This is a genomic window from Modestobacter sp. L9-4 (assembly GCF_019112525.1).
GTDB lineage: Bacteria > Actinomycetota > Actinomycetes > Mycobacteriales > Geodermatophilaceae > Modestobacter.
The window spans coordinates 2,093,307-2,116,936 of record NZ_CP077800.1 but is presented as its reverse complement, the minus strand read 5'-3'; the positions used below and the strand labels follow the sequence as shown (position 1 = coordinate 2,116,936).

The window sequence follows — 23,630 nt, the reverse complement described above, 5'->3', positions numbered from 1 at the left end:
GTTGGTCAGTTCGATCACTTGACGACATCGTCAAGTCATTCGAGACGCTACCTCCCGGCTCTATGCTCGGCTCATGCCGTTCACGCCCGGCCGGCCGCTCGCGGAGGCCAAGGCCGACCTCTTCAAGGCCCTGGCCCACCCCGCCCGCATCCGGGTGCTCGAGCTGCTGGCCGAGTCCGACCGCACCATCGGTGAGCTGGCCGCGGGCACGGGTCTGGAGCTGTCGCACCTGTCGCAGCAGGTCAGCGTGCTGCGGCGGGCGGGTGTCGTGGACAGCCGGCGGTCGGGCAGCAACGTCATCTGCTCGCTGTGCGACCCGCAGACGGCCGAGCTGCTCGCGGTGGCGCGGCGGATGCTCACCGCCCACCTGCGGCAGGGGCAGGCGCTGCTGGCGGCCCTCGACGGCGCGGACGACGCCGTGGCGCTGGCCGACGCCGCGCGGAGCTCCACCCCCGCCTGAGCGGCCCCCGCCGGCCGGGCACCGGTCTGCAACGGCACCGACCGGGTGACACGGGTTAGAACACGCTGTCACCGGGCACTGACCCTCGGGCAGGAACGCGCCGCCCTCCCTCCTCGCTGTCCCGCGAGCGGGTGAGCAGCGCGTGGCGGTGCGTCGCGGGAGCCCCGCACGCTTGCCGCACCACACCCCTGGAGGCGACGACGTGCCCTACTCCCTGGTCAGCGCAGCGACGCTCGGCTTCGACCTGGTCCGACTCCCCGGCGGGGCGCAGGTGGCCGACGTCCTGCTGACCGGCCTCGGTGCGGACGCCGACACCCTCCGCCGGCTCGCCGCGGCCCACCCCGCCGCGGGCCGCTCCGAGTCCGAGCGCGCCGCCCTGGCCGTGCGGGCCCGCCGTGCGCACGAGCTCGCCGCGACCGGTGTCCCGCAGCTGCGCGACGTGACCGGCCCGGCCGAGGGCGCCGGGGACCGCTCGGCGGCGCTGGTCGCCCTGCTCGAGCGCAGCACCATCGGCAACACCCCGGCCCTGGAGCGTCTCGTCCGCGACGACGTCCTGGGCCCCGAGCACGCCGTCGTCGCCGACTGCGACCCCGCGGTCGCCGCCCTGGCCGCCGACGTGCTGGCCGACGCCGCCACCGGCTGGTGGGCCTCCGACGCCCTGGACGCCGCCACCCGGCGCGAGCTGACCGGCCCCCACGCCACCGCCACCGCCTGGGAGCGCGGCCCGCGGCCCGACCTCGGGCCGATGGCCACCGGGTTGGCCGAGCTGCTCGACGCCGTCCGCGGGGCCGACGAGGTCGACCGCCGCCGCTGGCGGGCCGCCGTGGACGCCGGTCGCGCACAGCGCCGCCCGTGGGCCGCGGCCATGCACGGCGCCGCCTGGGCCGCGCACGTCTCCGGGCGCACCCGCACGCTGGCCGCCGCGCAGCTGATGAGCGTCGCGGCGTTCGTCGAGGGCGGCTTCTCCCCGCGCGACGGTGCCGAGGGCGTGTGGAACGCCCTGTCCGGCTGCGTGCAGGGGCTGGCGATGGCCGACCTGCTCGACGAGGAGTCGCTCACCGTGCTGGGCTCCCCGTGGGCGATGGTCACCGGACGGGCCCTCCCGCTCGGGGACTGACCCCTCGGGGGGTGCCCCCGCCCCGGATCCGCAGGACACGTCCGAATCCGCTCAAGCCCCGCCACCCCGTGCCGATACAGGGAGGGAGCGGCCCACCGGCCGGTACCTACGGCTGCGGGGGAACGCGTGGAACAGATCAGGGTGATGGTCGTCGACGACTCCGTCGTCGTCCGCAAGATCGTGACCGACGTGCTCTCCGCCGACCCGATCATCAACGTCGTCGGCACCGCCGTCAACGGCCGCGTGGCCGTGGCGAAGCTGGAGCAGCTCAAGCCGGACCTGATCACGATGGACATCGAGATGCCGGACATGAACGGCATCGAGGCGGTCCGGGCCATCCGTGGCCTGCGCAACCGGGTGCCGATCATCATGTTCAGCACGCTCACCGAGCGCGGCGCCTCCGCCACCCTGGACGCGCTCAGCGCCGGCGCCAACGACTACGTCACCAAGCCGGCCAACGTCGGCAGCGTCGCGCAGTCGATGGAGAGCGTCCGCCAGCAGCTCATCCCCAAGATCAAGGCCCTCACCGGCCGCCCGCAGACCGCGAGCGCCGCCGCACCCGCGGCCGCCGCGCCGGTCGCGGTCCGCCCGCCGGTCGCCCGCACCCGTGCCCCCAAGCCCCCCGCCGTGCTGGTCATCGGCTCCTCCACCGGTGGGCCCGAGGCGCTGACCAAGGTGCTGCCGCTGCTGCCGGCCAACCTGCCCGTCCCGGTGCTGCTGGTCCAGCACATGCCGCCGGTCTTCACCCGTCAGTTCGCCCAGCGGCTGGACCGCCTCTGCGCGCTGGACGTGGTCGAGGCCGTCGACGGCACCCTGCTGGCCCCGGGCACCGTGCACATCGCGCCCGGCGACTTCCACCTCACCGTGGGCACCAGCGGGGCCAACCGGCGCACCGCGCTGAACCAGGCCCCGCCGGAGAACTTCTGCCGCCCGGCCGTCGACGTGCTCTTCCGTTCTGCGGTCGCCGCCTACGACGGCGCCGTCCTCGGGGTCGTGCTCACCGGCATGGGCTCCGACGGGCGCATCGGCGCCGGCCTGATCCGGGACGCCGGCGGCAGCGTCGTCGCCCAGGACCAGGCCACCTCGGTCGTCTGGGGCATGCCCGGTGCCGTCACCCAGGCCGGGTTCGCCGACGAGGTCCTGCCGCTGGGGCGGGTCGCCGAGGCGATCACCCGGCTCCTGCCCACCCCGCGACCCGCTGCGTTCTCCGCGGCCGGCCGCGCCGCCGTTCCGATGGGAGGCACCCGATGACCCTGACCACCACGAGCTTCGACTGGGTGCGCCAGCTGGTGCACCGCGAGAGCGCGATCGTGCTCCAGCCGGGCAAGGAGTACCTGGTCGAGGCCCGACTGCTCCCGATGGCCCAGCAGCGCGGCCTGTCCGGCGTGAGCGAGCTGGTCGAGAGCGTCCGCAACCACCCCGACCCGGCGGTCACCCGCCGGATCGTGGAGGCCCTGACCACGAACGAGACGTCGTGGTTCCGGGACGGTGACCCGTTCACCTCCTTCACCGGCACGGTGCTGCCGCAGCTGCTGGCCGCCCGCCGCCCCGACGAGCGGCTGCAGATCTGGTCCGCGGCCTGCTCCAGCGGGCAGGAGGCCTACACGCTGGCGATGCTGCTGTCCGACGCGCTGCCCAACGCGGCGACCCGGGTGTCGATCACCGCCACCGACCTGTCCCGGCAGATGGTCGAGCGCACCCGCGCCGGCCGCTTCAGCCAGCTGGAGATCAACCGCGGACTGCCCGCATCGATGCTGGTGCGGCACTTCACCCGCGCCGGCAACGAGTGGGAGATCGCCCCGGCGCTGCGCCGGATGGTGACGGCCAGCGAGTGCAACCTCGCGGCCCCGCTGCCCCGGCTCGGCCCCTTCGACGTCGTGTACCTGCGCAACGTCCTCATCTACTTCGACCTGGCCACCAAGCAGCAGATCCTCGGCCGCGTCCGGCAGATCATGCGGCCGGACGGCTGGCTCTTCCTCGGCGCCGCCGAGACGACCCTCGGGGTCGACGACAACTGGGAGCGGGTCGTCCTCGGCCGCGGCTCCGCCTACCGCCCCCGGAAGGGAGCCTGACCATGCGTGCTCTGGTGATCGACGACTCGCGCGCCATGCGGCGCATCGTCGGCACGATCCTCAAGGACTTCGGCTACGAGGTCCGCGAGGCCGGCGACGGCCGCCTGGCCCTCGACGTGCTCGAGGAGGGCTTCGTGCCCGACCTCTGCTGCATCGACTGGAACATGCCGGTGATGGACGGGCTGCAGTTCGTCATGTCGGTGCGGGCCAACCCGGCGTACCGGCAGGTGACGCTGATGATGGTCACCACCGAGAGCGAGACCGGCCAGATCGTCAAGGCGCTGGCCGCCGGTGCCCACGAGTACCTGATCAAGCCCTTCACCGCCGACGCGATGCGGGACAAGCTCGCGCTGCTCGGCCTGCTCCCCGAGGAGGTGTCCGCATGACCCTGTCCCACGCTCAGCCGATCTCCGAGCTGCTCGACGTCGAGACGGTGCAGAGCATCGCCGACGAGGTCTGGCCCTCGCTGGTGGGCGACGGTGAGGCCTTCGTGCCGGTGCCCGTCGCGCCGCCGGCCGAGGTCGTCAGCGCCTGGGTGACCATCTCCGGCCCGTGGAACGGCGCCGTCGTCGTCACCTGCGCCCCGGCCACCGCCGCGGCGCTCACCGAGTGCGTCCTGATGACCCGGCCGCCCACGGTCGTGGACGACGAGGACGTCGCCGATGCGCTGGGCGAACTGGCCAACGTGCTCGGCGGCAACATCAAGTCCGTCCTCCCGGGGCCCTCGGCCCTGGGACTCCCCCAGATCGGGTCCGCGCCCCTCACCGGGCGGCTGGACGACGTCCGCTCCCTCGTCGGTCAGTGGCGAGGGCAGTACCTGACCATCACCGTGCAGGGCGCCACCGGGGCGCCGCACACCGAGCGGAACGAGGTGCCGCAGCCATGAAGATCCTGGTGACCGACGACAGCCGTGTCATGCGGCAGATCGTGATCCGCACCCTGCGCCAGGCGGGGTACGACGACCACGACATCATCCAGGCCGCCGACGGCAAGGAGGCCTTCGACATGGTCGCGGCCGAGCAGCCGGACCTGGTGCTCTCGGACTGGAACATGCCGGAGATGACCGGCATCGAGTGCCTCGAGGCGCTGCGCGCGTCGGGCTCCCAGGTGCCCTTCGGCTTCGTGACCTCGGAGGGCTCGCCGGAGATGCGGGACAAGGCGGCCAGCGCCGGCGCCCTGTTCCTCATCGCCAAGCCCTTCACCGAGGACACCTTCCGCGAGGCGCTGGACGGGGTCATCGCGTGACCGCCCCGACCGCTCCCGCGCTGCTGCCGAACCCGAAGGACGTCCGGGACCTCATCGAGGGCCTGATCGGCAAGGACGTCACGGTCGGCACGGGCGAGCCGATCTCGCTCAACGACAAGCCGGCCGTGGCCGTCTACGTCGACCCGCAGCTGAACACCACGGCCCTGACCCTGGTGGACGTCCCGCTGGCCGCCTGGTGCGCCGGTGCCTTCGCGCTGCTGCCCAAGGGCGGGCTCGAGGACGCCATCGACGAGGGCGAGCTCTCGGACATGCACCTGGAGGTGCTGTACGAGGTGGTCAACGTGATGGCGGCGCTGTTCAACGGCGGCGGCATCACCCACTCCAAGCTCTACAAGCTCTACGCCCCCGGCGAGGCGCTCCCCGGTGACATCGCCGGCCTGGCCGCCGCCTTCAACCGCATCGACCTCACCGTCGACGTGGCCGGCTACGGCAAGGGCTCGCTGTCCATCGTGCTGGCGCACTGACCGCAGCACCCGCAGCACCGCACGACCCCGGGACCGGGGGAGCAGGGCCACCGCCCAGCTCCCCCGGTCCTGCGTCGTCCCAGGGGTCGGACGCCGGGGGTGTCCGCCGTCACACCCCGGCTGCAGCGGCCCGGCCGGTCCGCGCGATGATCTCCCGGCACATCCGATCCAGGGCAGGGGAGAGCGGCGGTCATGGCGACAGGCAGCACGTCCGGGGACGGCGGCGCGGACACCGGCACGCCCAGCCGCCGGCGGGACCGCACGCACTGGCTCTACCTGTCGGTGATCGCCGCGGTCGCCCTCGGCATCCTGGTCGGGTTCGTGTTCCCCGACTTCGCCGTCAGCCTCAAGTGGCTGGGTGACGCGTTCGTCAACCTGATCAAGATGCTCATCGCCCCGGTCATCTTCTGCACGATCGTGCTGGGCATCGGCTCCATCCGGAAGGCCGCCCAGGTCGGCCGGGTCGGTGGCCTGGCGCTGGGCTACTTCATCGTGATGTCCACCTTCGCCCTGGCCATCGGCCTGGTCGTGGGCAACCTGCTGCACCCCGGCGACGGGCTGCAGCTCTCCGACGCGCTGCGCCAGCGCGGGCAGGCCCTGGCCGAGACGGCCGAGGGAGCGGGCGGCACGACCGGCTTCATCCTCGGGCTGATCCCGAAGACGCTGGTCTCCTCCCTCACCGAGGGGTCGGTGCTGCAGGCCCTGCTGGTGGCGCTGCTGGTCGGGTTCGCGATCCAGTCGATGGGCACCAGCGGCGAGCCCATCCTGCGCGGGATCGGGCACTTCCAGCGGCTGGTGTTCAAGGTCCTGTCGATGGTCATGTGGGTCGCGCCGATCGGTGCCTTCGGGGCGATCGCGGCCGTGGTCGGGGCGACCGGGATCGACGCGCTGAAGAGCCTGGCCGTCCTCATGCTCGGCTTCTACGCGACCTGCCTGATCTTCGTGTTCGGCGTCCTGGGCACCGTGCTGTGGGCCTTCACCCGGATCAACGTGTGGAAGCTGCTGAAGTACCTGGGCCGGGAGTTCCTGCTCATCGTCTCCACGTCGTCGTCGGAGACCGCGCTGCCCCGGCTGATCGCCAAGATGGAGCACGTCGGGGTGTCCAAGCCGGTGGCCGGCATCGTGGTGCCGACCGGTTACTCGTTCAACCTCGACGGCACGGCCATCTACCTCACGATGGCCTCGCTCTTCATCGCCGAGGCCCTCGGCGACCCGCTGTCGCTGCACGAGCAGATCGGCCTGCTGGTCTTCATGATCATCGCCTCGAAGGGGGCCGCCGGCGTCACCGGCGCGGGCCTGGCGACGCTGGCCGGTGGCCTGTCCTCGCACCGCCCGGAGCTGCTGGACGGCGTGGGCCTGATCGTGGGCATCGACCGCTTCATGTCCGAGGCGCGCGCGGTCACCAACTTCGCCGGCAACGCCATCGCCACGGTGCTGGTGGCGAGCTGGACCAAGGAGCTGGACCGCGAGCAGCTCGACGAGGTGCTGGCCGGCCGGCGGCCCTTCGACGAGGCGACCATGGCCGGTGACGGGCACGGCGGCGACCACGGGCTGGCCGCGGCCAGCGGGGCACCGGGCACCGGCGAGACACCCTCCCCGCGCTGAACCCGGCGGCGCCGCGGCGGTCACCCGGTCGGGTGGCCGTCGGCGGCCCCCCGGGGCGGCGATGGCCGTCGGCGGCCCCGTGATGGTGCACAGTGTCCGGATGACCGCCCTCGGCGTCCCGGCGCCCTCCGACCTGCTGGTGCGGGCGGTGCACGGGATGGCGCGTCCGCTCTTCGTGCTGGACGACACCTGGCGGTTCAGCTACGTCAACCCCTCCGGCGCCGCCCTGCTGGGCCGCACCGTCGAGGAGCTGGTCGGCCGGGTCGTGTGGGCGGAGTTCCCCGAGGCCCTCGACACCGACGTCGAGCGCAGCTACCGGCACGTCGCCGAGACCGGTGAGCCGGCGAGCTTCGAGGCCTGGTCCGCCCCCCTGGGCCTCCTCTTCCAGGTCGGCGCCTTCCGCACGGACGGCGGCCTCGTGGTCACCTACGACGACGTCACCGGCCGCCGGCAGGGCGAGCTGGCCCGTGCCGAGGCCGCCGCGGCCCGCGAGGAGGAGGCCGCCCGCGCCGCGGAGGCAGCCGCCGAGGCCGCGCTGGCCGGCCGGCACCTGATGCTGCTCGGCGACATCAGCCAGGCGATGACCTCCACCCTGGACGTCGAGGAGGCGGTGCACCGCTTCGCCGACCGGGTCGTGCCCACCCTCGCCGACTGGTGCCTGGTCAGCGTGGTGGAGGACGGCGTCCGCCGCGACGTCGGCCGCGCCCACCGGGACCCGGCGCTGATGCCGCAGGTCGACCGCTACGCCGACCAGCGGGTGCGCTCCAACCGGCCCAACGCCCCGGTGCCCACCTCGCTGCGTGAGGGCCAGCCGGTGGTCGTCCAGCACCTCACCGACGACGCGCTGGCCGCGATGGTCGGTGACCCCCGGGCGCTCGAGGCGGTCCGGGAGCTGCGGCCCAGCGCGGTGGCGGTCCACCCGCTCATCGCCCGGGAGGAGCTGTTCGGCGCGCTGACGCTGGTCAACGGTCCCGAGCGCGGTCCGTTCACCGACCTGGAGCTGCGCACCGCCGCCGTCGCGTCCTTCCGGGCGGCGCTGGCGCTGGACAACGCCCGGCTGGCCGGCGCGCAGCTGCGGGTGGCCGAACGGCTGCAGCACAGCCTGCTGTCGGACCCGGTGCAGCCCGACCACCTGGAGATCGCCGTCCGCTACCGGCCGGCCACCCGGGGCATCGCCATCGGCGGCGACTGGTACGACTCCTTCCAGCAGCCCGACGGCGACACGGTGCTGGTCATCGGCGACGTGGTGGGCCACGACCTCGAGGCCGCCGCCACGATGGGGCAGCTCAAGACCACGGTCCGGGCGATCGCCTACGACCGGCAGGAGCGGCCCGCGCAGGTGCTGGCCCGGGCCGACCGGGCCGTCGCCGGGCTGGGCGTCGCCACGCTGGCCACCGCCCTGGTCGGCCGGATCGAGCAGGACGAGGTGGCCCGCGCGGCGGGGCTGCGCCGGCTGCGGTGGGCGTCGGCCGGCCACCCGGTGCCGCTGCTGTTGCAGCCCGACGGCACCGTGGTCGACCTGGCCGCACCGGTCGGCCCGCCGCTGGGCATCGACTGGGCGGGGGAGCGCACCGACGGGGTCGCCGACCTGCTGCCCGGCGCCACGCTGCTGCTGTTCACCGACGGGCTGTTCGAGCGCCGGACCGGCGACCTGGACACCGGGCGGGCCCGGCTGCGGGCCGTCGCCGCCGGCCTGGCGGGCGCACCGGTCCAGGACCTGTGCGACGGCCTGCTGGTCGAGATGCTCGCCGACGGCGCCGAGGACGACGTCGCGCTGCTCGTGGTGCGGGCGCACCCCGAGCAGCGCTGACCCGCGCTCAGTCGAGGCGGGTCGCGGCCTCCCGCACGGCGGCGGCCACGGCCGCCACGCCCTGGGGGCTCCAGAGCACCGAGTCGTGGTCGGTGTCGGGCACCTCACGGGCCGTGACGTGCGCGCCCTCCAGCCCGAGGCCGGCCAGCCGCACCTCGTCGTAGAGGCCGGGGGTGCCCCCGTCCATGCCGCGGGTCGCCCACAGCAAGGTCGCCGGCACCGGCAGGTCGGTGGTGGCCTCCAGCACCGCCTCGTTGCGCAGCATGTCCGCGCCGTCGACCCGCACGGCCTCCGGGGAGACCGCGCTGCGCAGCTGCGGGCCGCTGCCGGTGAGGTCGCGGGCGAGGAACGCCGCCACGGCCGGGTCGTCGACCCACGGGCCGACGGTGGGGTGGTCGGCCCAGAACGAGCGCACCGCGGCCTCGTCGGGGAACGTGGCGCCCAGCCGGTCCAGGGTCGGGCCCAGGAAGGCGGCCAGCATGTCGTCGGTGTCGGCGGCCGGGGGCACGGGGAAGGGCAGCCCGCCGTCGACCAGCACCAGCCCGTGGACCCGGCCGCGGGCGGTGCCGGTGGTGGCCAGGGCGGCGACGAAGCCGCCCATCGAGTGGCCGACGAGCACGGTGACGTCGGCCCCGGCACCGCCGTCGGCGCCGAAGGCCTCCAGCAGCGCGGCGACGTCGTCGGCGTGGGCGCCCAGCCCGTAGGGGGAGGGGAGCCCGGCGCTGCGGCCCCGGCCGCGCAGGTCGGGGGCGACGACCTGGCAGCCGCCGGCCAGCGCGGAGGCGATCGGCGCCCACACCATGCCGTTGCTGGTGATCCCGTGCAGCAGCACCACCAGCGGGGCGGCGGGCGCGTCGGCGGCCCAGTACAGCGCCGCGAGGTCACCCCCGGCCACCGGGACGGTGATCTCCTCGGGCGTACGGACCTCGGCAGCGGTGCTCACGCCGTCACCCTCCCCCTCGGTCCCGGTTGTTGCACGTGGAACCGAGCGCTGCGCGACTAGTCCGTGGCGTGGCTGAGCAGGTAGCGGCCGAAATGCGGGACGGTGAAGGCGATCTGGCCCCGTTCGGCGGAGTAGACCAGGCCCTTCTTGATCAGCGAGTCGCGGGCCGGGGACAGCGAGGCGGGCTTGCGGCCCAGGCTGACCGCGACGTCCGACGTCCCCACCGCGTTGCCGGCCGGCCCGCCGAGGGTGGCCATGGCGTGCATGTACTCCCGCTCGGCGGGGGTGGCGCGGTCGTAGCGCGAGCCGAAGAAGCCCACCGCCAGCTCGGCCTCGGCCGCCGGGGCGCCCATCGCGACGTCGGCGGCGGTGATGGGGGAGGAGGCGGCGACGTCCCAGGTGACCTTGCCGTAGGCCTGCACGAAGTAGGGGTAGCCGTCGGCGGCGTCGTAGAGGGCGTCCAGCGCGGCGGGCTCGAAGGTGACGTCCTCCCGCTCGGCGGGGGCCAGCAGCGCGCGGTCCGCGGCGTCCCGGTCGAGCCGGTCGATCCGCAGGTAGCGGAAGAGCCGCTCGGAGTAGCTCTTGGAGGCGCTGAGCACCGCGGGCAGGTGGGGGAGCCCCGCACCCACGACGATCAGCGGGGCGCCCTGCTGCGACAGCTCGTGGCAGGCCGCGCAGATCGCCGAGACGTCGTCTGTCTGCACGTCCTGCATCTCGTCGATGAAGAGCGCGACGCCCTTGCCCACGTCGGCTGCGATCCCGGCGACGTCACTGAGCAGCTCGACCAGGTCGATCTCCATGTCCCCGGAGTCGGCGCGGCCGGTCGTGGCCGGGACGTCGATGCCGGGCTGCCAGCGGTCGCGGACCCGCGCGTCGGCGGGTGCCTGGCGCTGCGCGAAGGCCTTCAGCGTCCCCAGGACGGCGTCGGTGGACTCCTGGTCGGGGTGCCGCAGCTCGCGCAGCGCCATGTGCAGCGCGGCCGAGAGCGGGCGCCGCAGCGACTGGTCGGGGCGGGCCTCGATCTTGCCGGTGCCCCAGCCGCGGGTGATGGCCGCCGAGCGCAGCTGGTTGAGCAGCACGGTCTTGCCCACCCCGCGCAGGCCGGTGAGCACCAGCGAGCGCTCCGGGCGGCCGCGGGCGATGCGCTCCAGCACGACGTCGAAGGCCGACAGCTCGACGTCCCGGCCGGCCAGCTCGGGTGGGCGCTGCCCGGCGCCGGGGGCGTACGGGTTCCGCACGGGGTCCATGTCGAGGAGGCTATGCGGCCTTCTTGCCCGGACGCTAGACAGGCATAGACCAGGGCATGGAGCGGCGACTCGACCGCCGTCTGCCGCTCTCTAGCGCTGTGGCTAGACAATGGCAGAGGTGGCTCCTGCACCTGCTCGACCACCGTAACAGAGTTATCGAACACGTGTTCGAACAGCGGTCAGGCGGTGCGACGACGACGGCGCAGCTGCCACCAGCGTGCCCCCGCGAGACCCACCGCGCCCAGCGCCAGCGGGACCAGGCTGAGCAGCAGCCCGGGGCCGCCGCCGTCGCCCGCCGCGCCGACCGTGGCGCCGATGGTCACGTGCAGCACGGTGCCGGGCACCAGGCCGACGGCCGAACCCAGCAGGTAGGGCCCCACCGGGATGCCGGAGAGCCCACCGGCGTAGCTGACCAGCGTGAAGGGGGTGACCGGGATCAGCCGACCGGTCATCACCGCGAGAGCACCGCGCCGGGTGAGCAGTGCGTCGGCCTTGGCCAGCCGCGGCCCGGCGAGCCGGGTGACGGTCTCCCGGCCCAGCCACCGGGCCAGGCCGAAGCCGGCGAGCGCGCCGAGCACCCCGCTGCCCAGGGCCAGGCCCAGCCCGCCCCAGAAGCCGGCGAGGACGCCGGCGAGCACCGACAGCGCCGTGCGGGGCACCGGGGCGAGCGTGGCCAGGGCGAGCCCGACCAGCAGCACGGCCCAGCCGGTGGCGCCGCGGTCGTCGAGCCAGGTGCGCAGCGTGGCGACGTCCGGGACGTCGACGAGCAGGGCGAGCACGCAGCCGGCGGCCAGCAGGACGACGAGGGCCGCCGTCCGCAGCAGCGCCCGCCGGGGCAGCCGGCGCGTGACCGGCGCCGCGGTGCCCGCCGGTGCGTCGGTGCGCACCGGTGCGTCGTCGGTCGCTGCGGGGGGAGGGGCCACCCGTCCAGTGTGCAAGGCGCCCGCCCGCCGGCCGGCGCTCGTGTCGCACGGGCGGGGTGCGAGTGACGGGACGCGGCGGGAGGGGCAGCTGCGCGAGCACCGACCGCACCCCGTCGTCGCCCTCCGGGTCGTGCGACGCGGGTCCCGGACGGTCAGGCGCCGGCGCCGTCCAGTGCGGCCGGCAGCTCGGTGCGGCTGTTGACGCCGAGCTTGCCGAAGGCCGACTGCAGGTAGCTCTCCACGGTGCGCACCGACAGGTGCAGGGCGGCGGCGATCTCGGCGTTGGACTGCCGTTGCGCCGCCCGCTCGGCCACCTCGTGCTCGCGTCGGGTCAGCGGCCCGGCGGTCGCGCCGGGGCCGGCCGGTCCGGCGAGCCGACGACGGGCGAGCGAGAGCACCCGGGTGGCGGTGCGCACCGCCTCCCGGGGTGCGTCCGGCACCTGCAGCGCGGCCGTCGCGGCGTCGACGGCGAACCCGGCGTCACCGTCGGCGAGCAGGCGGTCCGCCGTCCGCGCCAGCAGGTCGGCGTCGCCGGTGGCGACCCCCTCGGCGTGGTCGCGGGCGGCGCGCATCCAGGGTCCGGGGGAGTCCATCGGCATGCCGCGCAGCAGCTCCACGGCGTCGGCGGACCCGTGCCGGGCGGCCTGGGAGAGCACGACCGCGGCGTTGCCCAGGTGCCCCCGCTCCACGAGCACGCGCCCGCGCGCCACCACCTCGTCCCGGACGTCGTCACCGAGGGTGAGCCGGGCGCCGGAGAGGCTGAGCTGCGGGGTCACCGGGCCGTCGTGGTCCAGCCACATCGTGGGGGCGTACCGCGACAGCTCGGTGCGCGCGGCCGCGGTGTCGCCGGCCAGCGCCTCGGCCCACGCCAGTGCTGCGCGGGCGAGCCCCTCGAGCCGGTGCGGGTCGCGCAGCACGAAGCCGGCGAGGGCCGAGCGGAGCAGCGGCCGGGCGCGGTGACCGTCGCCGCACAGCACGTGCACCAGGCCGAGTCCGAGGTCGTCGGAGACGCCGTTGCGGGCGTCGCGGTGCGGCCCGGGCAGCGCGAGCCGGTCCCGCACCACGCCCCACTCACCGCAGGTCAGCAGGGCGACGTTCAGCCCGGACAGCACGACCATCGACAGGTCCGGGGGGAGCTCGCCGCGGTGCCACACCTCCGCGACCTGCGCGGCCACCGCGCCCGCCTCCTGCTGGCGCCCGAGCGCGGCCAGGGCGGCCGCCAGGAGGGAACCGCCGACCGTCCACCGCTCGACGCCGGCCGCCGTGCCGGCCCGGTGCACGGGGTCCAGCCGCTCGACGAGCTCGGTGTACCGGCCGCCCGAGTAGGCGAGCGAGGCCCAGGCGACGTCCAGCATGGCCTCGGGGTCCGCATCGGTCGTCGGCGCGCCGGTGCGCAGCGAGTCGAGCACCGCCAGGGCCGCCTCCCGCGCCTCCTGCGGGGCGTAGCGGGCGGTGTCGGCGCGTTCGATCGCCCACTGCACGCGCTCGCCGGCGGACATCGACGCCCAGCGGCGGGCGCGCAGCTCCTCGAGGGCGGTCACCGCCTCGTCGCGCCGGCCGAGCACCCGCAGCGCCTGGGAGCGCAGCACCGTGGCGAGCACCTCGTGCTCACCCGCCGGGACCGCTCCGGCCAGCCGCAGCGCCAGCGGTGCGTCGTGCTGGAGCAGGGCGGTGCCGGCGGCGCGGACCGCCAGCGCGGGCTCCAGCACGGCCCCGGTGTCCAGGGTGAGCGCGGCCAGGCCCAGCTCCTGCGCGGCGCTCGGGTCGCCGCTGCCCACGCCGAGCTCCACCGCGGTCCGCAGCACCGTCCGCCGCCGGGCCCAGGGCACCTGCTGGCCGACGGCCCGGGCCAGGGCCGGGCTCGCCAGCCGGGCGGTGGGGGGACCCGGGACCTCCCCGGCCTCGACCACCACGACGCCGGCACGCTGCAGCGCCTCCAGCTGGTCGGCGGGCAGCAGCCGGTCGACCGCGGTCAGCGGGACGTGGTCGACCAGCGCGACCAGCTCCAGGAGCTGCCGCTGCGCCGCCGTCCACCGGGCCAGCGGCGCGTCGAGCAGGCCCCCGGCGTCAGGGGCCGACCACCGGAAGGCGTCGACGGTCCAGCTGCCGTGCGAGCGCACCAGCCCGCCGCTGTGCACGCCGAGCTCCAGCAGGTGCCGCAGCAGCATCGGGTTGCCCTCGCTGGAGTCCCGCAGGTGCCGGCGCACCCCCGCCGTGACCTGGCCCCCGAGCCGGTCGCGGACGGCCGCGTCGACCTCCTCGGGGCTCCACGGGGGGACGACGACGGCGCCGAGCAGCCCGTCGCGCCAGAGGTCGACCACGGCGTCCGGAGCGGCCGTGACGTCGTCGGCGACCACGAGCAGGCGCAGCTCACCGGACCCGGCCAGCGCGCCGAGCACGTCGGCGCTGTGCCCGTCCACCTGGTCGACGTTGTCCACCACGACGAGCGGGGCCGTCGCACCCCCCAGCCCCCGCAGCCGCTGCTGCAGGGCCCGGGTGACCGCCAGTGGGTCCGGCGGGTCGTCGCCGACGTCGGCCGGCAGCCCGTCGAGGTACGGGGAGAGGGCGCCGTATGCGTGCCGGGCCGCGAGGGCGCTCCCGCGGACCAGCAGCACGGCGCACCGGGCACCGGCCGCTGCGCCGACCTGGCTGGCCAGCGTCGTCTTCCCGGACCCCGCCTCGCCGGTGACGGCGATGCCCACGACCCCGGGCCGGGCGAGCTCGGCCAGTGCCTGGGCCAGCAGGGCCGGCCGGGGCCGCACCGTCCACCGGGCGGGTGGTGTCCCGGACCCGCCGTCCCGAGGAGGAGTGCGCACCGCTGGCCCCCGCCGCTCGACAGCCCGGACGGCGCCGAGGATAGGGCAGCAGGCGCTGTCCAGGACCCCTCTCGGAGCCCCGTCCGCAGGCCGGCCACGACGTCGGGCTCCCCGGTCAGCCCAGCAGGGTGGGCAGCAGGACCGCCACCCCGCCGATCGCCGTCAGCACCCCGCCGAGGCCACCGACCGCCACGCCCAGCGCGAGGGCGTGCAGGGCCCGGCCGACGGGGGTGGCGGAACCGCTCGCCGGCGCCCGCCCGCCGCTGACCGCCGCAGGGGAGACGGTGGCGGTCACCGGTCCGCGCCCCTCAGCGAACCGGTCATGTCGCCGGACAGGTCGAAGGCGAGGCACAGCACGTTCCGGTCGCCCTCCGCCCAGGTCTCGTAGGACGGCTGCTGGTCCCGCCACTGGTACTCGGACCGGCTCGCCGGGACGCCGACGTAGTCCTCGAACGCGGCCTCGCACTCCGACTCGACCTCGGCCGACAGGGCGTCGGGACCCGGCCACTGCTCACCCATGTCGGCCACCGACACCACCGAGTACACCTCCACGTTGTGCCCGGTGCTGCAGTCGACCGGGGTGACCTGGCTGGTGCCGAGGAAGACCGAGGCGTCGTTCGAGCAGTCGCCCACGGTCAGCGGTGCCCCGATCGCCTCCATCCCCAGCGGGCCGGCGTGCATCGCGGGGTCCTCGGTGTCGGTGTCGGCGGTCTTCCCGGCGAGCCACTCCTCGTAGACCGCCTGGGCCTCCTCCGGGGTGGGCTGGTCGACGTCGCCGAGCGACTCCTCGTAGTCGCGGAGGACGTCGGCGATGTCGCCGACGTCCTGGCCGGTGAGGTCCTCGATGGCCTCGGTCGTCTCGCCGTCCAGCCGGTCGGCGGGGTCGCCGCCGCAGGCGGTGAGGACGAGGGCCAGCCCGGCGGCGGCGACCAGGCCGGCGAGCGTGGTGGCGGGACGGCGGGGTGCGCGGTGCGCGCCACGGCGGTGGGTGCGTGTCACGGGGAGCTCCGATCGGTGCGGCCGGGGGTCGTCCCGGCTCCAGCAGGACGAGATCGATCCTGTGGGCGCGCTGATCGGGCGGGCACCGTACGCACTACGGCAACGCGGTCATCGGAGTACGGCATCTGCGGTACGGGTGGCGGCGACGCGCGGGGGCCCGGCCGGCGCAGCGGGGCCGGTCGGCGGTCGGCGGGCGCTAGCGTGCGCGCCGTGAACACGATCGCGAAGTTCGCCCTCCGCGTCGTCGTCCTGGCCGTGATCATGTACCTGGTGACCCGGCTGGTCGACGGCATCGACGTCATCGGCAACGACGACGGCACGTTCGGCACGGCGGGCACCTACCTGTGGGTGGCCCTGCTCTTCGCCGTCGTCAACTCGATCGTCGGCCCGGTCATCCGGCTGCTGTCACTGCCGTTCGTCGTGCTGACCATGGGGCTGTTCCTGCTGGTCATCAACGCCGCGCTGCTGGGGCTCACCGCGGCGCTGTCGGACCGGCTGACCGTCGACGGCTTCGTGGCGGCGCTGCTGGGCGGCTTCCTCATCGCCGTCTGCAGCTGGATCGCCGAGCTGCTGCTGCCGCTGAAGGTCCGCGGCTGACCATGCGGCGGCGCGCCGATGTGCGTGCAGCACGGGGGAGCGGCCGCTAGCGTCGGAGCATGACCGGCCTGGGTACGGAGTCCGATCGGTCCGCTGTGGTGCCGGCCCTGCCGTCGCCCTCGCTGACCGCCGACGGACCGGTGGACATGGCCTCGCTGGAGGCCGCCCAGGACGTCAAGCGCCACCTGCTGGACCTCGCCGCGGCCGCCGCGAGCGGACTGCTCACCGAGGAGCCCGACGACGCCCCCGGCTTCGGCCGCGAGGACGCCGGCACCCTGGTGCACCGCTTCTACGCCGGGGAGCCCGCCGCGGAGGTGGTGGGGCAGGAGCCGGCCGACCTGGCCGTGCTGGCCGTCGACCACCTGCGGCTGGCCCTCGTCCGCCCGGCCGGCACCCCGCTGCTCGACGTGCACCGCAGCGCCGAGGGGCGCGCCGTGCTCCGGGTGGTCATCGACGACATGCCCCACCTGGTCGACTCCGTCACCGCCGAGGTGGTCCGCCAGGGCATCGCCCCGGAGCACGTGGTCCACCCGGTGGTGGTCGTGCGCCGCGACCCCGCCGGGCAGCTGCTCGCCTTCTGCGACAGCGCGGACGCCGGGGCCTGCGGCGCCGACGCGCTCGCCGAGTCCTGGATGGCGGTGGTGCTGGCGGGCACGGTCGACGAGGAGTCGGCCACCGACCTGCTCGCCGGGCTGGCCACGGTGCTGGCCGACGTCCGCCGCAGCCACGCCGACGCCGCCGCCCTGGTCGCGAGGACCCGCGAGGTCGCCGCCGCGCTGGAGCAGCTGGCGGCCCCCGGCGCGGAGCCGGCCGCGCACCCGGGGGAGGACCCGGTCGAGGCCGCGGCGCTGCTGCGCTGGCTGACCGGGGGCAACTTCCTCCTGCTGGGGGCCCGCACCGTCGAGCGGTCCGGCGACGCGGGCGGGGCCGGCGTCACCGTCGTCCCCGGCTCCGAGCTGGGCGTGCTGCGCAGCGCACCGGAGCGGGTCACCTCGGTCGCGCCGGCCGCGCTGGCGGCCCCGGGCGCCCCCGCCCGCCGGGTCCTGGTGACCAAGGGCGACGCCCGCTCGACCGTGCAGCGCCCGGCCTGGCTGGACCTGGTGGTGGTCGACCTGCCGGCCGACGGCGCCACCCCGGCCCGCCAGCACCTGCTCGTCGGGCTCTTCCAGACCGAGGCGCACACGGTCAGCGTGCGCGACGTCCCGCTCGTGCGGCGGACGGCGGAGGCGGTGCTGGAGCGCTCCGGCGTCCCGGCGGACAGCCACTCGGGCAAGGAGCTGCTCGACGTCCTGGAGACCTACCCGCGCGACGAGCTGCTGCAGGTCGACACCGAGGAGCTGCTGCCGGTCGCCCTGGCCGTGCTGCACCTGCGCGAGCGCCGCCAGACCCGGCTGTTCCTGCGCCGCGACCCCTTCGGCCGGTTCTTCTCCGCGCTGGTCTACCTGCCGCGCGACCGGTACACGACCGAGGTCCGGCTGACCATGCAGCGGCTGCTGCTGGAGACCCTCGGCGGCACCAACGTCGAGTTCACGGTGCGGTCGAGCGAGTCGGTGCTGTCCCGGCTGCACTTCGTCGTCCGGGTGCCGGTCAGCCGGCGGGACGGGCCCTCGCTGCCGGACGTCGACGTCCCGGCGCTGGAGGCGGCGCTGGCGGCGGCGGCCCGCAGCTGGACCGACGACCTCGCCGACGCCCTCACCGAGCGGCACGGCGACGACGGCGCCCGGCTGCTGGCCCGCGTCGCCGACGCCTTCCCGGCCGCCTACCAGGAGGACTTCCCGGCCCGCGTGGCCGTGGCCGACCTCGCCCGGCTCGACCGGCTCGCCGTCGGGGGGACCGACCTGCGGCTGTGGGCGCCGGCGGACGCGCCCGAGGGCGACCGCCGGCTGACCGTCTACCGGGTGGGGGAGCGGCTGCTGCTGAGCGACGTGCTGCCGGTGCTGCAGCACATGGGCGTCGACGTCGTCGACGAGCGGCCCTACGAGATCGACCGGATCGGCGCCCCGATGGCCTGGGTGTACGACTTCGGCCTGGCCGCACCGGCCGCCGAGGTGCCCTTCGCCGGCACGCTGCCGGAGCGGTTCACCGAGGCGATCGCGGCGGTGTGGGCCGGCCGGGCCGAGGACGACGGTCTCAACGCCCTGGTGCTGCTGGCCGGGCTCACCTGGCGGCAGGTGGCGGTGCTGCGCGGCTACGTGCAGTGGCTGCGGCAGGGCGGGCTGCCCTTCGGGGCGGGGTACGTCGAGCAGGTGCTCAGCGGGCACCCCGGCGTCGTCGCCCGGCTGGTGGCGCTGTTCGAGACCCGCTTCCACCCCGACCGCGCCGCCGGCCGCGAGGTGCGCACCACCGCGCTCGTCGACTCCCTCACCGTGGCGATCGGCCGGGTCGAGAGCCTGGACGCCGACCGGGTGCTCACCGCGCTGCTGTCGGCGGTGCAGGCGACCCTGCGGACGACGGCGTACACCGCCGGCGTGCTCACCGGCGCCGCCCCGCTGGCGCTCAAGCTCGACCCGCACGCGATCGCCGACCTGCCCGAGCCGCGCCCGGCCCGTGAGGTGTGGGTGAGCTCGCCGCGGGTGGTGGGCGTGCACCTGCGCTTCGGCGCGGTCGCCCGCGGTGGGCTGCGCTGGAGCGACCGGCGCGAGGACCTGCGCACCGAGGTGCTGGGCCTGGTGAAGGCGCAGACGGTGAAGAACACCGTGATCGTGCCGACCGGGGCCAAGGGCGGGTTCGTCGTGCTGCGCGGGCCGGGCGAGGGCGCCGACCGCGACGCGGTGCTGGCCGAGGGCCAGGCCTGCTACCGGCTGTTCATCGGCGCGCTGCTGTCGCTGACCGACAACCTGGTCGAGGGCGCCGTCGTCCCGCCGGAGCGCGTGGTCCGGCACGACGGCGACGACACCTACCTGGTGGTGGCCGCCGACAAGGGCACGGCGACCTTCTCCGACCTGGCCAACTCCGTCGCGCTCGAGCGCGGGTTCTGGCTCGGGGACGCCTTCGCCTCGGGCGGCTCGGTCGGCTACGACCACAAGGCGATGGGCATCACCGCCCGCGGCGCGTGGGAGTCGGTGACCCGGCACTTCCGCGAGCTGGGCGTCGACGTGCAGCGCCAGGAGGTCACCGTCGTCGGCATCGGCGACATGTCCGGTGACGTGTTCGGCAACGGCATGCTGCTCAGCGAGCACCTGCAGCTGGTGGCCGCCTTCGACCACCGGCACGTGTTCGTCGACCCCACCCCCGACCCGGCGGTCTCCCACGCCGAGCGGCGCCGGCTGTTCGAGCTGCCCCGCTCCTCGTGGGCGGACTACGACAGCTCGCTGATCAGCGCCGGCGGCGGGGTCTGGCCCCGGACGGCGAAGTCGGTCCCCGTGTCGGAGCCGATGCGCGCCGCGCTCGGGCTGGACGACGGCGTGACGGCGCTCAGCCCCGCGGAGCTGGTGCGCGCGGTGCTGCTCGCCCCGGTCGACCTGCTGTTCAACGGCGGGATCGGCACGTACGTGAAGGCGGCGTCCGAGAGCGCGCTGGACGTCGGCGACAAGGCCAACGACGCCGTGCGGGTGGACGGCGGTCAGCTGCGGGTCCGGGTGGTCGGCGAGGGCGGCAACCTGGGGCTGACCCAGCGCGGCCGGATCGAGTACGCGCTGGCCGGTGGCCGGGTGAACAACGACGCGATCGACAACTCCGCGGGCGTGGACACCTCCGACCACGAGGTCAACATCAAGATCGCGCTGAACCGGGTGACCGACGAGGGCCGGCTGGACCCGGTCGGCCGGGCCCGGCTGCTGGGCGAGATGACCGACGAGGTCGCCGCCGGCGTGCTCGCCGACAACTACGCGCAGAACGCCGCCCTGGCCGGGGAGTCCGCCGCGGCCCGCGGGCTGCTCGACGCCCACCAGCGGTACCTGCGGGCACTGGAGCGCTCCGGGCGGCTGGACCGGGTCGTGGAGGCGCTGCCCGACGACCGGGCGCTGGCCGAGCGTCGCCGCGACGGGCAGGGGCTGAGCAACCCGGAGCTGTCGGTGCTGCTCGCCTACGCCAAGATCGAGGTCGCCGACGCCGTGCTGCACGGCGGGCTGCCCGACGACCCGGCGCTGGAGCACCTGCTGGTCGACTACTTCCCGGAGCCGCTGCACCGGCGCTTCCCCACCGCGCTCACCAGCCACCCGCTCCGCCGGGAGATCATCACCACCGCGCTGACCAACCGGACGGTGAACACCGCCGGGGTCACCGGGGTGTTCCGGCTGGCAGAGGAGACCGGCGCCCCGCTGGCGGCGGTGGTGCGGGCGCACGCGGTCGCCCGTGCGGTGTTCGACGTCGACCGGCTGTGGGACTCCCCGCGCGACCTGGACAACCGGGTGCCGGCGGCCGTGCAGGTGCAGCTGCGCACCGAGGCGACCCGGCTGGCCGAGCGGGCCACCCGCTGGCTGCTGCGGGTGCCCGAGCTCACGGCGGAGCCCGCGCCCAGCCTGGCCGCGGTCGCCGAACGGTTCGCCGCCCCGGTCGCCGAGGTCCGCGCGGGGCTGCCTGGCTGGCTGCTGGGCACCGACGCCGAGGCCCACGCCGACCGGGCCGCCGGGCTGCGGGCCGCCGGGGTCCCGGTGGAGCTGGCCGCCGAGGTCGCCGTCGCGCCGTTGCTGCCGGTCGCGCTCGACCTCGCCGTCGTGGTGGAGGACACGGGTGCCCCGATCGCGCTGGCCGCGCAGGTGTCCCAGCACCTGGCCGAGCTGCTCGGGCTGGTGCCGCTGCGCGAGCTGGTCATCGCCCTGCCCCGCGACCGCCGCTGGCCCTCGATGGCCCGGGCGAGCCTGCGCGACGACCTGGCCACCGAGCAGGCGGCGCTGACCGCCGACGTGCTGGCGCTGCGGGAGTCCAGCGTGGAGGCGTCCGCCGCCGACCTGGTGCAGCGGTGGGCGGACTCCTGGGACGTCACCCAGCAGCGGTCGGCGGCCCAGCTGGCGGAGGTGGCCGGCGGCGACCGGCACGAGCTCGCGGAGCTGGTCGTCGCCGTCCGCACGCTGCGGGGCCTCCGGCGTCGCCGCTGACGGCTACCAGCGCACCTGCCCGAGCGAGCTGAGCCGGACCCAGCCGGCCGGGACGCCGGGCTCGGGCGCCGCCTGCCCGACGAGGGCCGGCAGCCGGTCGACGGCGGCCAGCTGGTCCAGGTCGAGCCCGGTGAGCGCAGCGACGTCGGCGATCGGCGCCTGGAAGGTGCGGAAGGGGCCCAGCGGCGGTGCGTCGGCGGCCTGGGGGAGGGTGCCGACCAGCGGGGTCTGGTCGAGCACGTAGCCGGTGGCCGCGAGCTCGCCGTCCTGGACGAAGGCCGCGACCTTGACGAAGCGCAGCGGCAGCTGGACGCCGCGGTAGAGCGGGTCGCTGGGGTCCAGGACCGGCGCGGTCACCACCACCAGCCGCCGCTGGTACGTGGCGGCGTGGGTGAGCAGGTAGGTCTCCAGCCCCAGCCACAGCTCCTCGCCTTGGTTGAACGCCGCGGCCTGCGGTGCGGCGTTGGTGTAGTGGAAGGTGTCCTCGTTGCCCGCCCGGGCCTCCGCGGGGGTGCCCCACACGGCGTCGGCCCGGCGCACCAGGTGGCCGCGGTCGAGGTCGTTGCGGGCGTAGACCTCCGGGCCGGTCTGCTGCTCGGCCGGCAGCCGTGGGTCCAGCCGCCAGTCGACGCCCTCCCGCGACACGTCCCGCAGCAGGGCGCCGTCGATGCCCACCGCGGTCACCGCGGCGAGGCGCCGGTCGGGGCGCATCCGCAGGCTGAAGTGGGTGTAGTCCAGCCGCACCGTGGGCGGGCCGTCACGCAGGTCGGGCAGCGGGACCGGCACGCCGAGCAGCAGCTCGTCCAGCCCGGCGCGGTCGGCGAGGTCCTCGGGAGCGGTCATGGGGCCATCGTGGCGGGGAGCTACGACACTCGCCGGTCCGCTCGAGGCGTGAGCAGCCGGTCAGTCGGGCACAACCGACAGATGAAGACCGTCGTGATCGCCGTCCTCGGCGGCCTGCTGACCCTCGCCGGCATCGGGCTGCTCGTCCTCCCTGGTCCGGGCTTCGTCCTCGTCGCCGCCGGCCTCGCCGTGCTGGCGACCCGGTTCAGCTGGGCGCAGAAGCCGCTGGACTACGCCAAGGACAAGGCCGAGCAGGGGATCCAGGAGGTCGGCAAGAGCCCCCTGCGGGCGGTCGGTGCCGCACTCGCCGCGCTGGTGCTCGTCGCGCTGGGCATCGCCGCGCTGGCCGGTGTCGACCTGCCCTTCGTCAACGCCTTCACCGCCGTGGTCCTGATCCTGTCCGGGCTCTTCCTGGTCGGCACCATCGTCTTCGCCCGCAAGCAGGAGGCGATCGAGGAGGCCAAGGCCCACCGCCCCGACGCCACCCCGGGCACCGGCGGCGCCTACCGCGCGTCCGTCCCCCGCGACCGCGACTGACCCCCGGGGCGCCGGGCGGCGCCGGCCGTCAGCGGGTTACCGCGGCGGCCGGCACGACGAGCGTGAGCTCGGCGCCCCCGGCGTGTTCCACGTGCAACCCCGCCCGGCGCAGCAGCGCCCGCAGCCGGACGACGGAGTCCGGCTCGCCCGTCGTGGTGACGAGCAGCCGGGCCAGGCGTCCCTTGTGCGCCTTGTTGAAGTGGCTGACCACCGCCCGCGTGCCGTCCGGCCGCTCGCTGAGCACCTGGACCGTCACCGCGCCGGGCACCGGCGCCAGGTCGGCGTAGGCACCGGAGCGCAGGTCCACGACCAGCTCGTCGGTCGAGCCGAGGACGTCGGTGAGCAGGGGTTTCCACAGCGCGCGCAGCGTGGGCAGGCCGGGCAGCGCGCTGCCCGCCGACAGCCGGTAGGCCGGGACGGCGTCCTCGGCACCCACCACGCCGAACAGCGCGGAACCCACCGCCAGCCGGCGGGCGGCCCGGGCCCGCTGCGCCCGGGTCAGCGAGCGCACGTCGAGTGCGTCGTAGAGGACGCCGGTGTAGCGCTCGATCGCCGGCATCGTCGGGCTGCTGCGCAGGACGGCGTTGCGGGCGACCTCCTCGTCCTGGGCCGGGGAGAGCCCCAGCGCCGCACGCGCGGCCGGGACGTCGGCGGCCAGGTCCACGACCGCCGTGACCAGCTGCTCGCGCACCGGGGTCAGCTCCGGTGCGGTCAGCGCGGCGAGGTCCAGCGGTGCGCCGTCCCCGCCGGGGTGCTTGGTCTCCGAGGGGGGCAGCAGCACGAGCACGGGGACCGACGGTACGTGCCCGGCCCGGGTGGGGTGCGAGGGTCCGGTGAGCACTGCACCGACGGCCCGGGGCCCTCCTGCGGCGCTGCTCGTGGGCGTCGTCCGGCG

21 protein-coding genes are annotated in these 23,630 nt (G+C 75.5%); 13 read left to right on the top strand and 8 right to left on the bottom strand.

Features of this window, described 5'->3' with window-relative positions:
- Nucleotides 1-73: 73 nt before the first annotated feature.
- From KUM42_RS10000 to KUM42_RS09955, 10 genes are all read left to right on the top strand, one after another.
- Nucleotides 74-460: a helix-turn-helix transcriptional regulator gene (locus KUM42_RS10000; RefSeq protein ID WP_237491859.1), complete on the top strand. Its 387-nt coding sequence runs from the start codon at nucleotides 74-76 to the stop codon at nucleotides 458-460.
- 202 nt (nucleotides 461-662) lie between these two features.
- Complete coding sequence (locus KUM42_RS09995) at nucleotides 663-1,577, top strand: hypothetical protein (RefSeq protein WP_237491857.1); 915 nt, start codon at nucleotides 663-665, stop codon at nucleotides 1,575-1,577.
- Between the two features lie 126 nt (nucleotides 1,578-1,703).
- Nucleotides 1,704-2,828: a chemotaxis response regulator protein-glutamate methylesterase gene (locus tag KUM42_RS09990; protein WP_237491855.1), complete on the top strand. Its 1,125-nt coding sequence runs from the start codon at nucleotides 1,704-1,706 to the stop codon at nucleotides 2,826-2,828.
- Entirely contained in the window at nucleotides 2,825-3,649 is an 825-nt protein-coding gene (locus KUM42_RS09985; RefSeq protein ID WP_237491853.1) for a protein-glutamate O-methyltransferase CheR, read from the top strand. Before KUM42_RS09990 ends, KUM42_RS09985 begins: the two co-directional genes overlap by 4 nt.
- Before the next feature lie 2 nt (nucleotides 3,650-3,651).
- A complete protein-coding gene (locus KUM42_RS09980) occupies nucleotides 3,652-4,035 on the top strand; it encodes a response regulator (protein WP_237491851.1) in 384 nt (127 codons plus the stop codon).
- Nucleotides 4,032-4,535 carry a chemotaxis protein CheX gene (locus tag KUM42_RS09975; RefSeq protein WP_237491849.1) on the top strand — a complete coding sequence of 168 codons (504 nt, stop codon included), beginning with the start codon at nucleotides 4,032-4,034 and terminating at the stop codon, nucleotides 4,533-4,535. Before KUM42_RS09980 ends, KUM42_RS09975 begins: the two co-directional genes overlap by 4 nt.
- A complete protein-coding gene (locus tag KUM42_RS09970; RefSeq protein WP_237496614.1) occupies nucleotides 4,532-4,894 on the top strand; it encodes a response regulator in 363 nt (120 codons plus the stop codon). Before KUM42_RS09975 ends, KUM42_RS09970 begins: the two co-directional genes overlap by 4 nt.
- Nucleotides 4,891-5,379 (top strand): hypothetical protein, encoded by a 489-nt coding sequence (locus tag KUM42_RS09965; protein ID WP_237496613.1) that lies wholly within the window; start codon nucleotides 4,891-4,893, stop codon nucleotides 5,377-5,379. The genes KUM42_RS09970 and KUM42_RS09965 overlap by 4 nt, the downstream gene beginning before the upstream one ends.
- Nucleotides 5,380-5,571: 192 nt before the next feature.
- Nucleotides 5,572-6,984: a cation:dicarboxylate symporter family transporter gene (locus KUM42_RS09960; protein WP_237496612.1), complete on the top strand. Its 1,413-nt coding sequence runs from the start codon at nucleotides 5,572-5,574 to the stop codon at nucleotides 6,982-6,984.
- 100 nt (nucleotides 6,985-7,084) lie between these two features.
- Complete coding sequence (locus KUM42_RS09955) at nucleotides 7,085-8,794, top strand: SpoIIE family protein phosphatase (RefSeq protein ID WP_237496611.1); 1,710 nt, start codon at nucleotides 7,085-7,087, stop codon at nucleotides 8,792-8,794.
- Nucleotides 8,795-8,801: 7 nt separating this feature from the next.
- On the opposite strand, the gene KUM42_RS09950 is transcribed toward KUM42_RS09955, so the two are convergent.
- From KUM42_RS09950 to KUM42_RS09925, 6 genes are all read right to left on the bottom strand, one after another.
- Nucleotides 8,802-9,737: an alpha/beta hydrolase gene (locus tag KUM42_RS09950; protein ID WP_237496610.1), complete on the bottom strand. Its 936-nt coding sequence runs from the start codon at nucleotides 9,735-9,737 to the stop codon at nucleotides 8,802-8,804.
- Nucleotides 9,738-9,793: 56 nt separating this feature from the next.
- Nucleotides 9,794-10,984: an ATP-binding protein gene (locus KUM42_RS09945; RefSeq protein ID WP_237496609.1), complete on the bottom strand. Its 1,191-nt coding sequence runs from the start codon at nucleotides 10,982-10,984 to the stop codon at nucleotides 9,794-9,796.
- 179 nt (nucleotides 10,985-11,163) lie between these two features.
- On the bottom strand, nucleotides 11,164-11,907 hold the full coding sequence (locus KUM42_RS09940; RefSeq protein WP_237496608.1) for a TVP38/TMEM64 family protein: 744 nt from the start codon (nucleotides 11,905-11,907) through the stop codon (nucleotides 11,164-11,166).
- Nucleotides 11,908-12,059: 152 nt separating this feature from the next.
- Complete coding sequence (locus KUM42_RS09935; protein ID WP_237496607.1) at nucleotides 12,060-14,669, bottom strand: LuxR C-terminal-related transcriptional regulator; 2,610 nt, start codon at nucleotides 14,667-14,669, stop codon at nucleotides 12,060-12,062.
- Nucleotides 14,670-14,838: 169 nt separating this feature from the next.
- A complete protein-coding gene (locus KUM42_RS09930; RefSeq protein ID WP_237496606.1) occupies nucleotides 14,839-15,018 on the bottom strand; it encodes a hypothetical protein in 180 nt (59 codons plus the stop codon).
- A complete protein-coding gene (locus KUM42_RS09925) occupies nucleotides 15,015-15,722 on the bottom strand; it encodes a septum formation family protein (RefSeq protein WP_237496605.1) in 708 nt (235 codons plus the stop codon). The genes KUM42_RS09930 and KUM42_RS09925 overlap by 4 nt, the downstream gene beginning before the upstream one ends.
- Before the next feature lie 210 nt (nucleotides 15,723-15,932).
- Between KUM42_RS09925 and KUM42_RS09920 the strand changes: the two genes are divergently transcribed.
- Both KUM42_RS09920 and KUM42_RS09915 read left to right on the top strand, forming a co-directional pair.
- On the top strand, nucleotides 15,933-16,319 hold the full coding sequence (locus KUM42_RS09920; protein WP_237496604.1) for a phage holin family protein: 387 nt from the start codon (nucleotides 15,933-15,935) through the stop codon (nucleotides 16,317-16,319).
- Nucleotides 16,320-16,378: 59 nt separating this feature from the next.
- Nucleotides 16,379-21,355, top strand: coding sequence for an NAD-glutamate dehydrogenase (locus tag KUM42_RS09915; RefSeq protein ID WP_237496603.1), 4,977 nt, complete (start codon nucleotides 16,379-16,381; stop codon nucleotides 21,353-21,355).
- A gap of 3 nt (nucleotides 21,356-21,358) precedes the next feature.
- On the opposite strand, the gene KUM42_RS09910 is transcribed toward KUM42_RS09915, so the two are convergent.
- On the bottom strand, nucleotides 21,359-22,198 hold the full coding sequence (locus KUM42_RS09910; protein ID WP_237496602.1) for a DNA/RNA non-specific endonuclease: 840 nt from the start codon (nucleotides 22,196-22,198) through the stop codon (nucleotides 21,359-21,361).
- An 81-nt stretch (nucleotides 22,199-22,279) separates the two neighbouring features.
- Here KUM42_RS09910 and KUM42_RS09905 point away from each other — a divergent pair, with 81 nt between their 5' ends.
- Complete coding sequence (locus KUM42_RS09905; protein WP_237496601.1) at nucleotides 22,280-22,735, top strand: PGPGW domain-containing protein; 456 nt, start codon at nucleotides 22,280-22,282, stop codon at nucleotides 22,733-22,735.
- Nucleotides 22,736-22,763: 28 nt separating this feature from the next.
- On the opposite strand, the gene yaaA is transcribed toward KUM42_RS09905, so the two are convergent.
- On the bottom strand, nucleotides 22,764-23,522 hold the full coding sequence (gene yaaA / locus KUM42_RS09900; protein WP_237496600.1) for a peroxide stress protein YaaA: 759 nt from the start codon (nucleotides 23,520-23,522) through the stop codon (nucleotides 22,764-22,766).
- Between the last annotated feature and the right edge of the window lie 108 nt (nucleotides 23,523-23,630).

Coding starts and splice junctions, on each gene's coding strand:
- KUM42_RS10000 (WP_237491859.1), top strand. CDS start 74: ATGCCGTTCACGCCCGGCCGGCCGCTCGCGGAGGCCAAGGCCGACCTC.
- KUM42_RS09985 (WP_237491853.1), top strand. CDS start 2,825: ATGACCCTGACCACCACGAGCTTCGACTGGGTGCGCCAGCTGGTGCAC.
- KUM42_RS09980 (WP_237491851.1), top strand. CDS start 3,652: ATGCGTGCTCTGGTGATCGACGACTCGCGCGCCATGCGGCGCATCGTC.
- KUM42_RS09975 (WP_237491849.1), top strand. CDS start 4,032: ATGACCCTGTCCCACGCTCAGCCGATCTCCGAGCTGCTCGACGTCGAG.
- KUM42_RS09970 (WP_237496614.1), top strand. CDS start 4,532: ATGAAGATCCTGGTGACCGACGACAGCCGTGTCATGCGGCAGATCGTG.
- KUM42_RS09960 (WP_237496612.1), top strand. CDS start 5,572: ATGGCGACAGGCAGCACGTCCGGGGACGGCGGCGCGGACACCGGCACG.
- KUM42_RS09955 (WP_237496611.1), top strand. CDS start 7,085: ATGACCGCCCTCGGCGTCCCGGCGCCCTCCGACCTGCTGGTGCGGGCG.
- KUM42_RS09945 (WP_237496609.1), bottom strand. CDS start 10,984: ATGGACCCCGTGCGGAACCCGTACGCCCCCGGCGCCGGGCAGCGCCCA.
- KUM42_RS09915 (WP_237496603.1), top strand. CDS start 16,379: ATGACCGGCCTGGGTACGGAGTCCGATCGGTCCGCTGTGGTGCCGGCC.
- KUM42_RS09910 (WP_237496602.1), bottom strand. CDS start 22,198: ATGACCGCTCCCGAGGACCTCGCCGACCGCGCCGGGCTGGACGAGCTG.
- KUM42_RS09905 (WP_237496601.1), top strand. CDS start 22,280: ATGAAGACCGTCGTGATCGCCGTCCTCGGCGGCCTGCTGACCCTCGCC.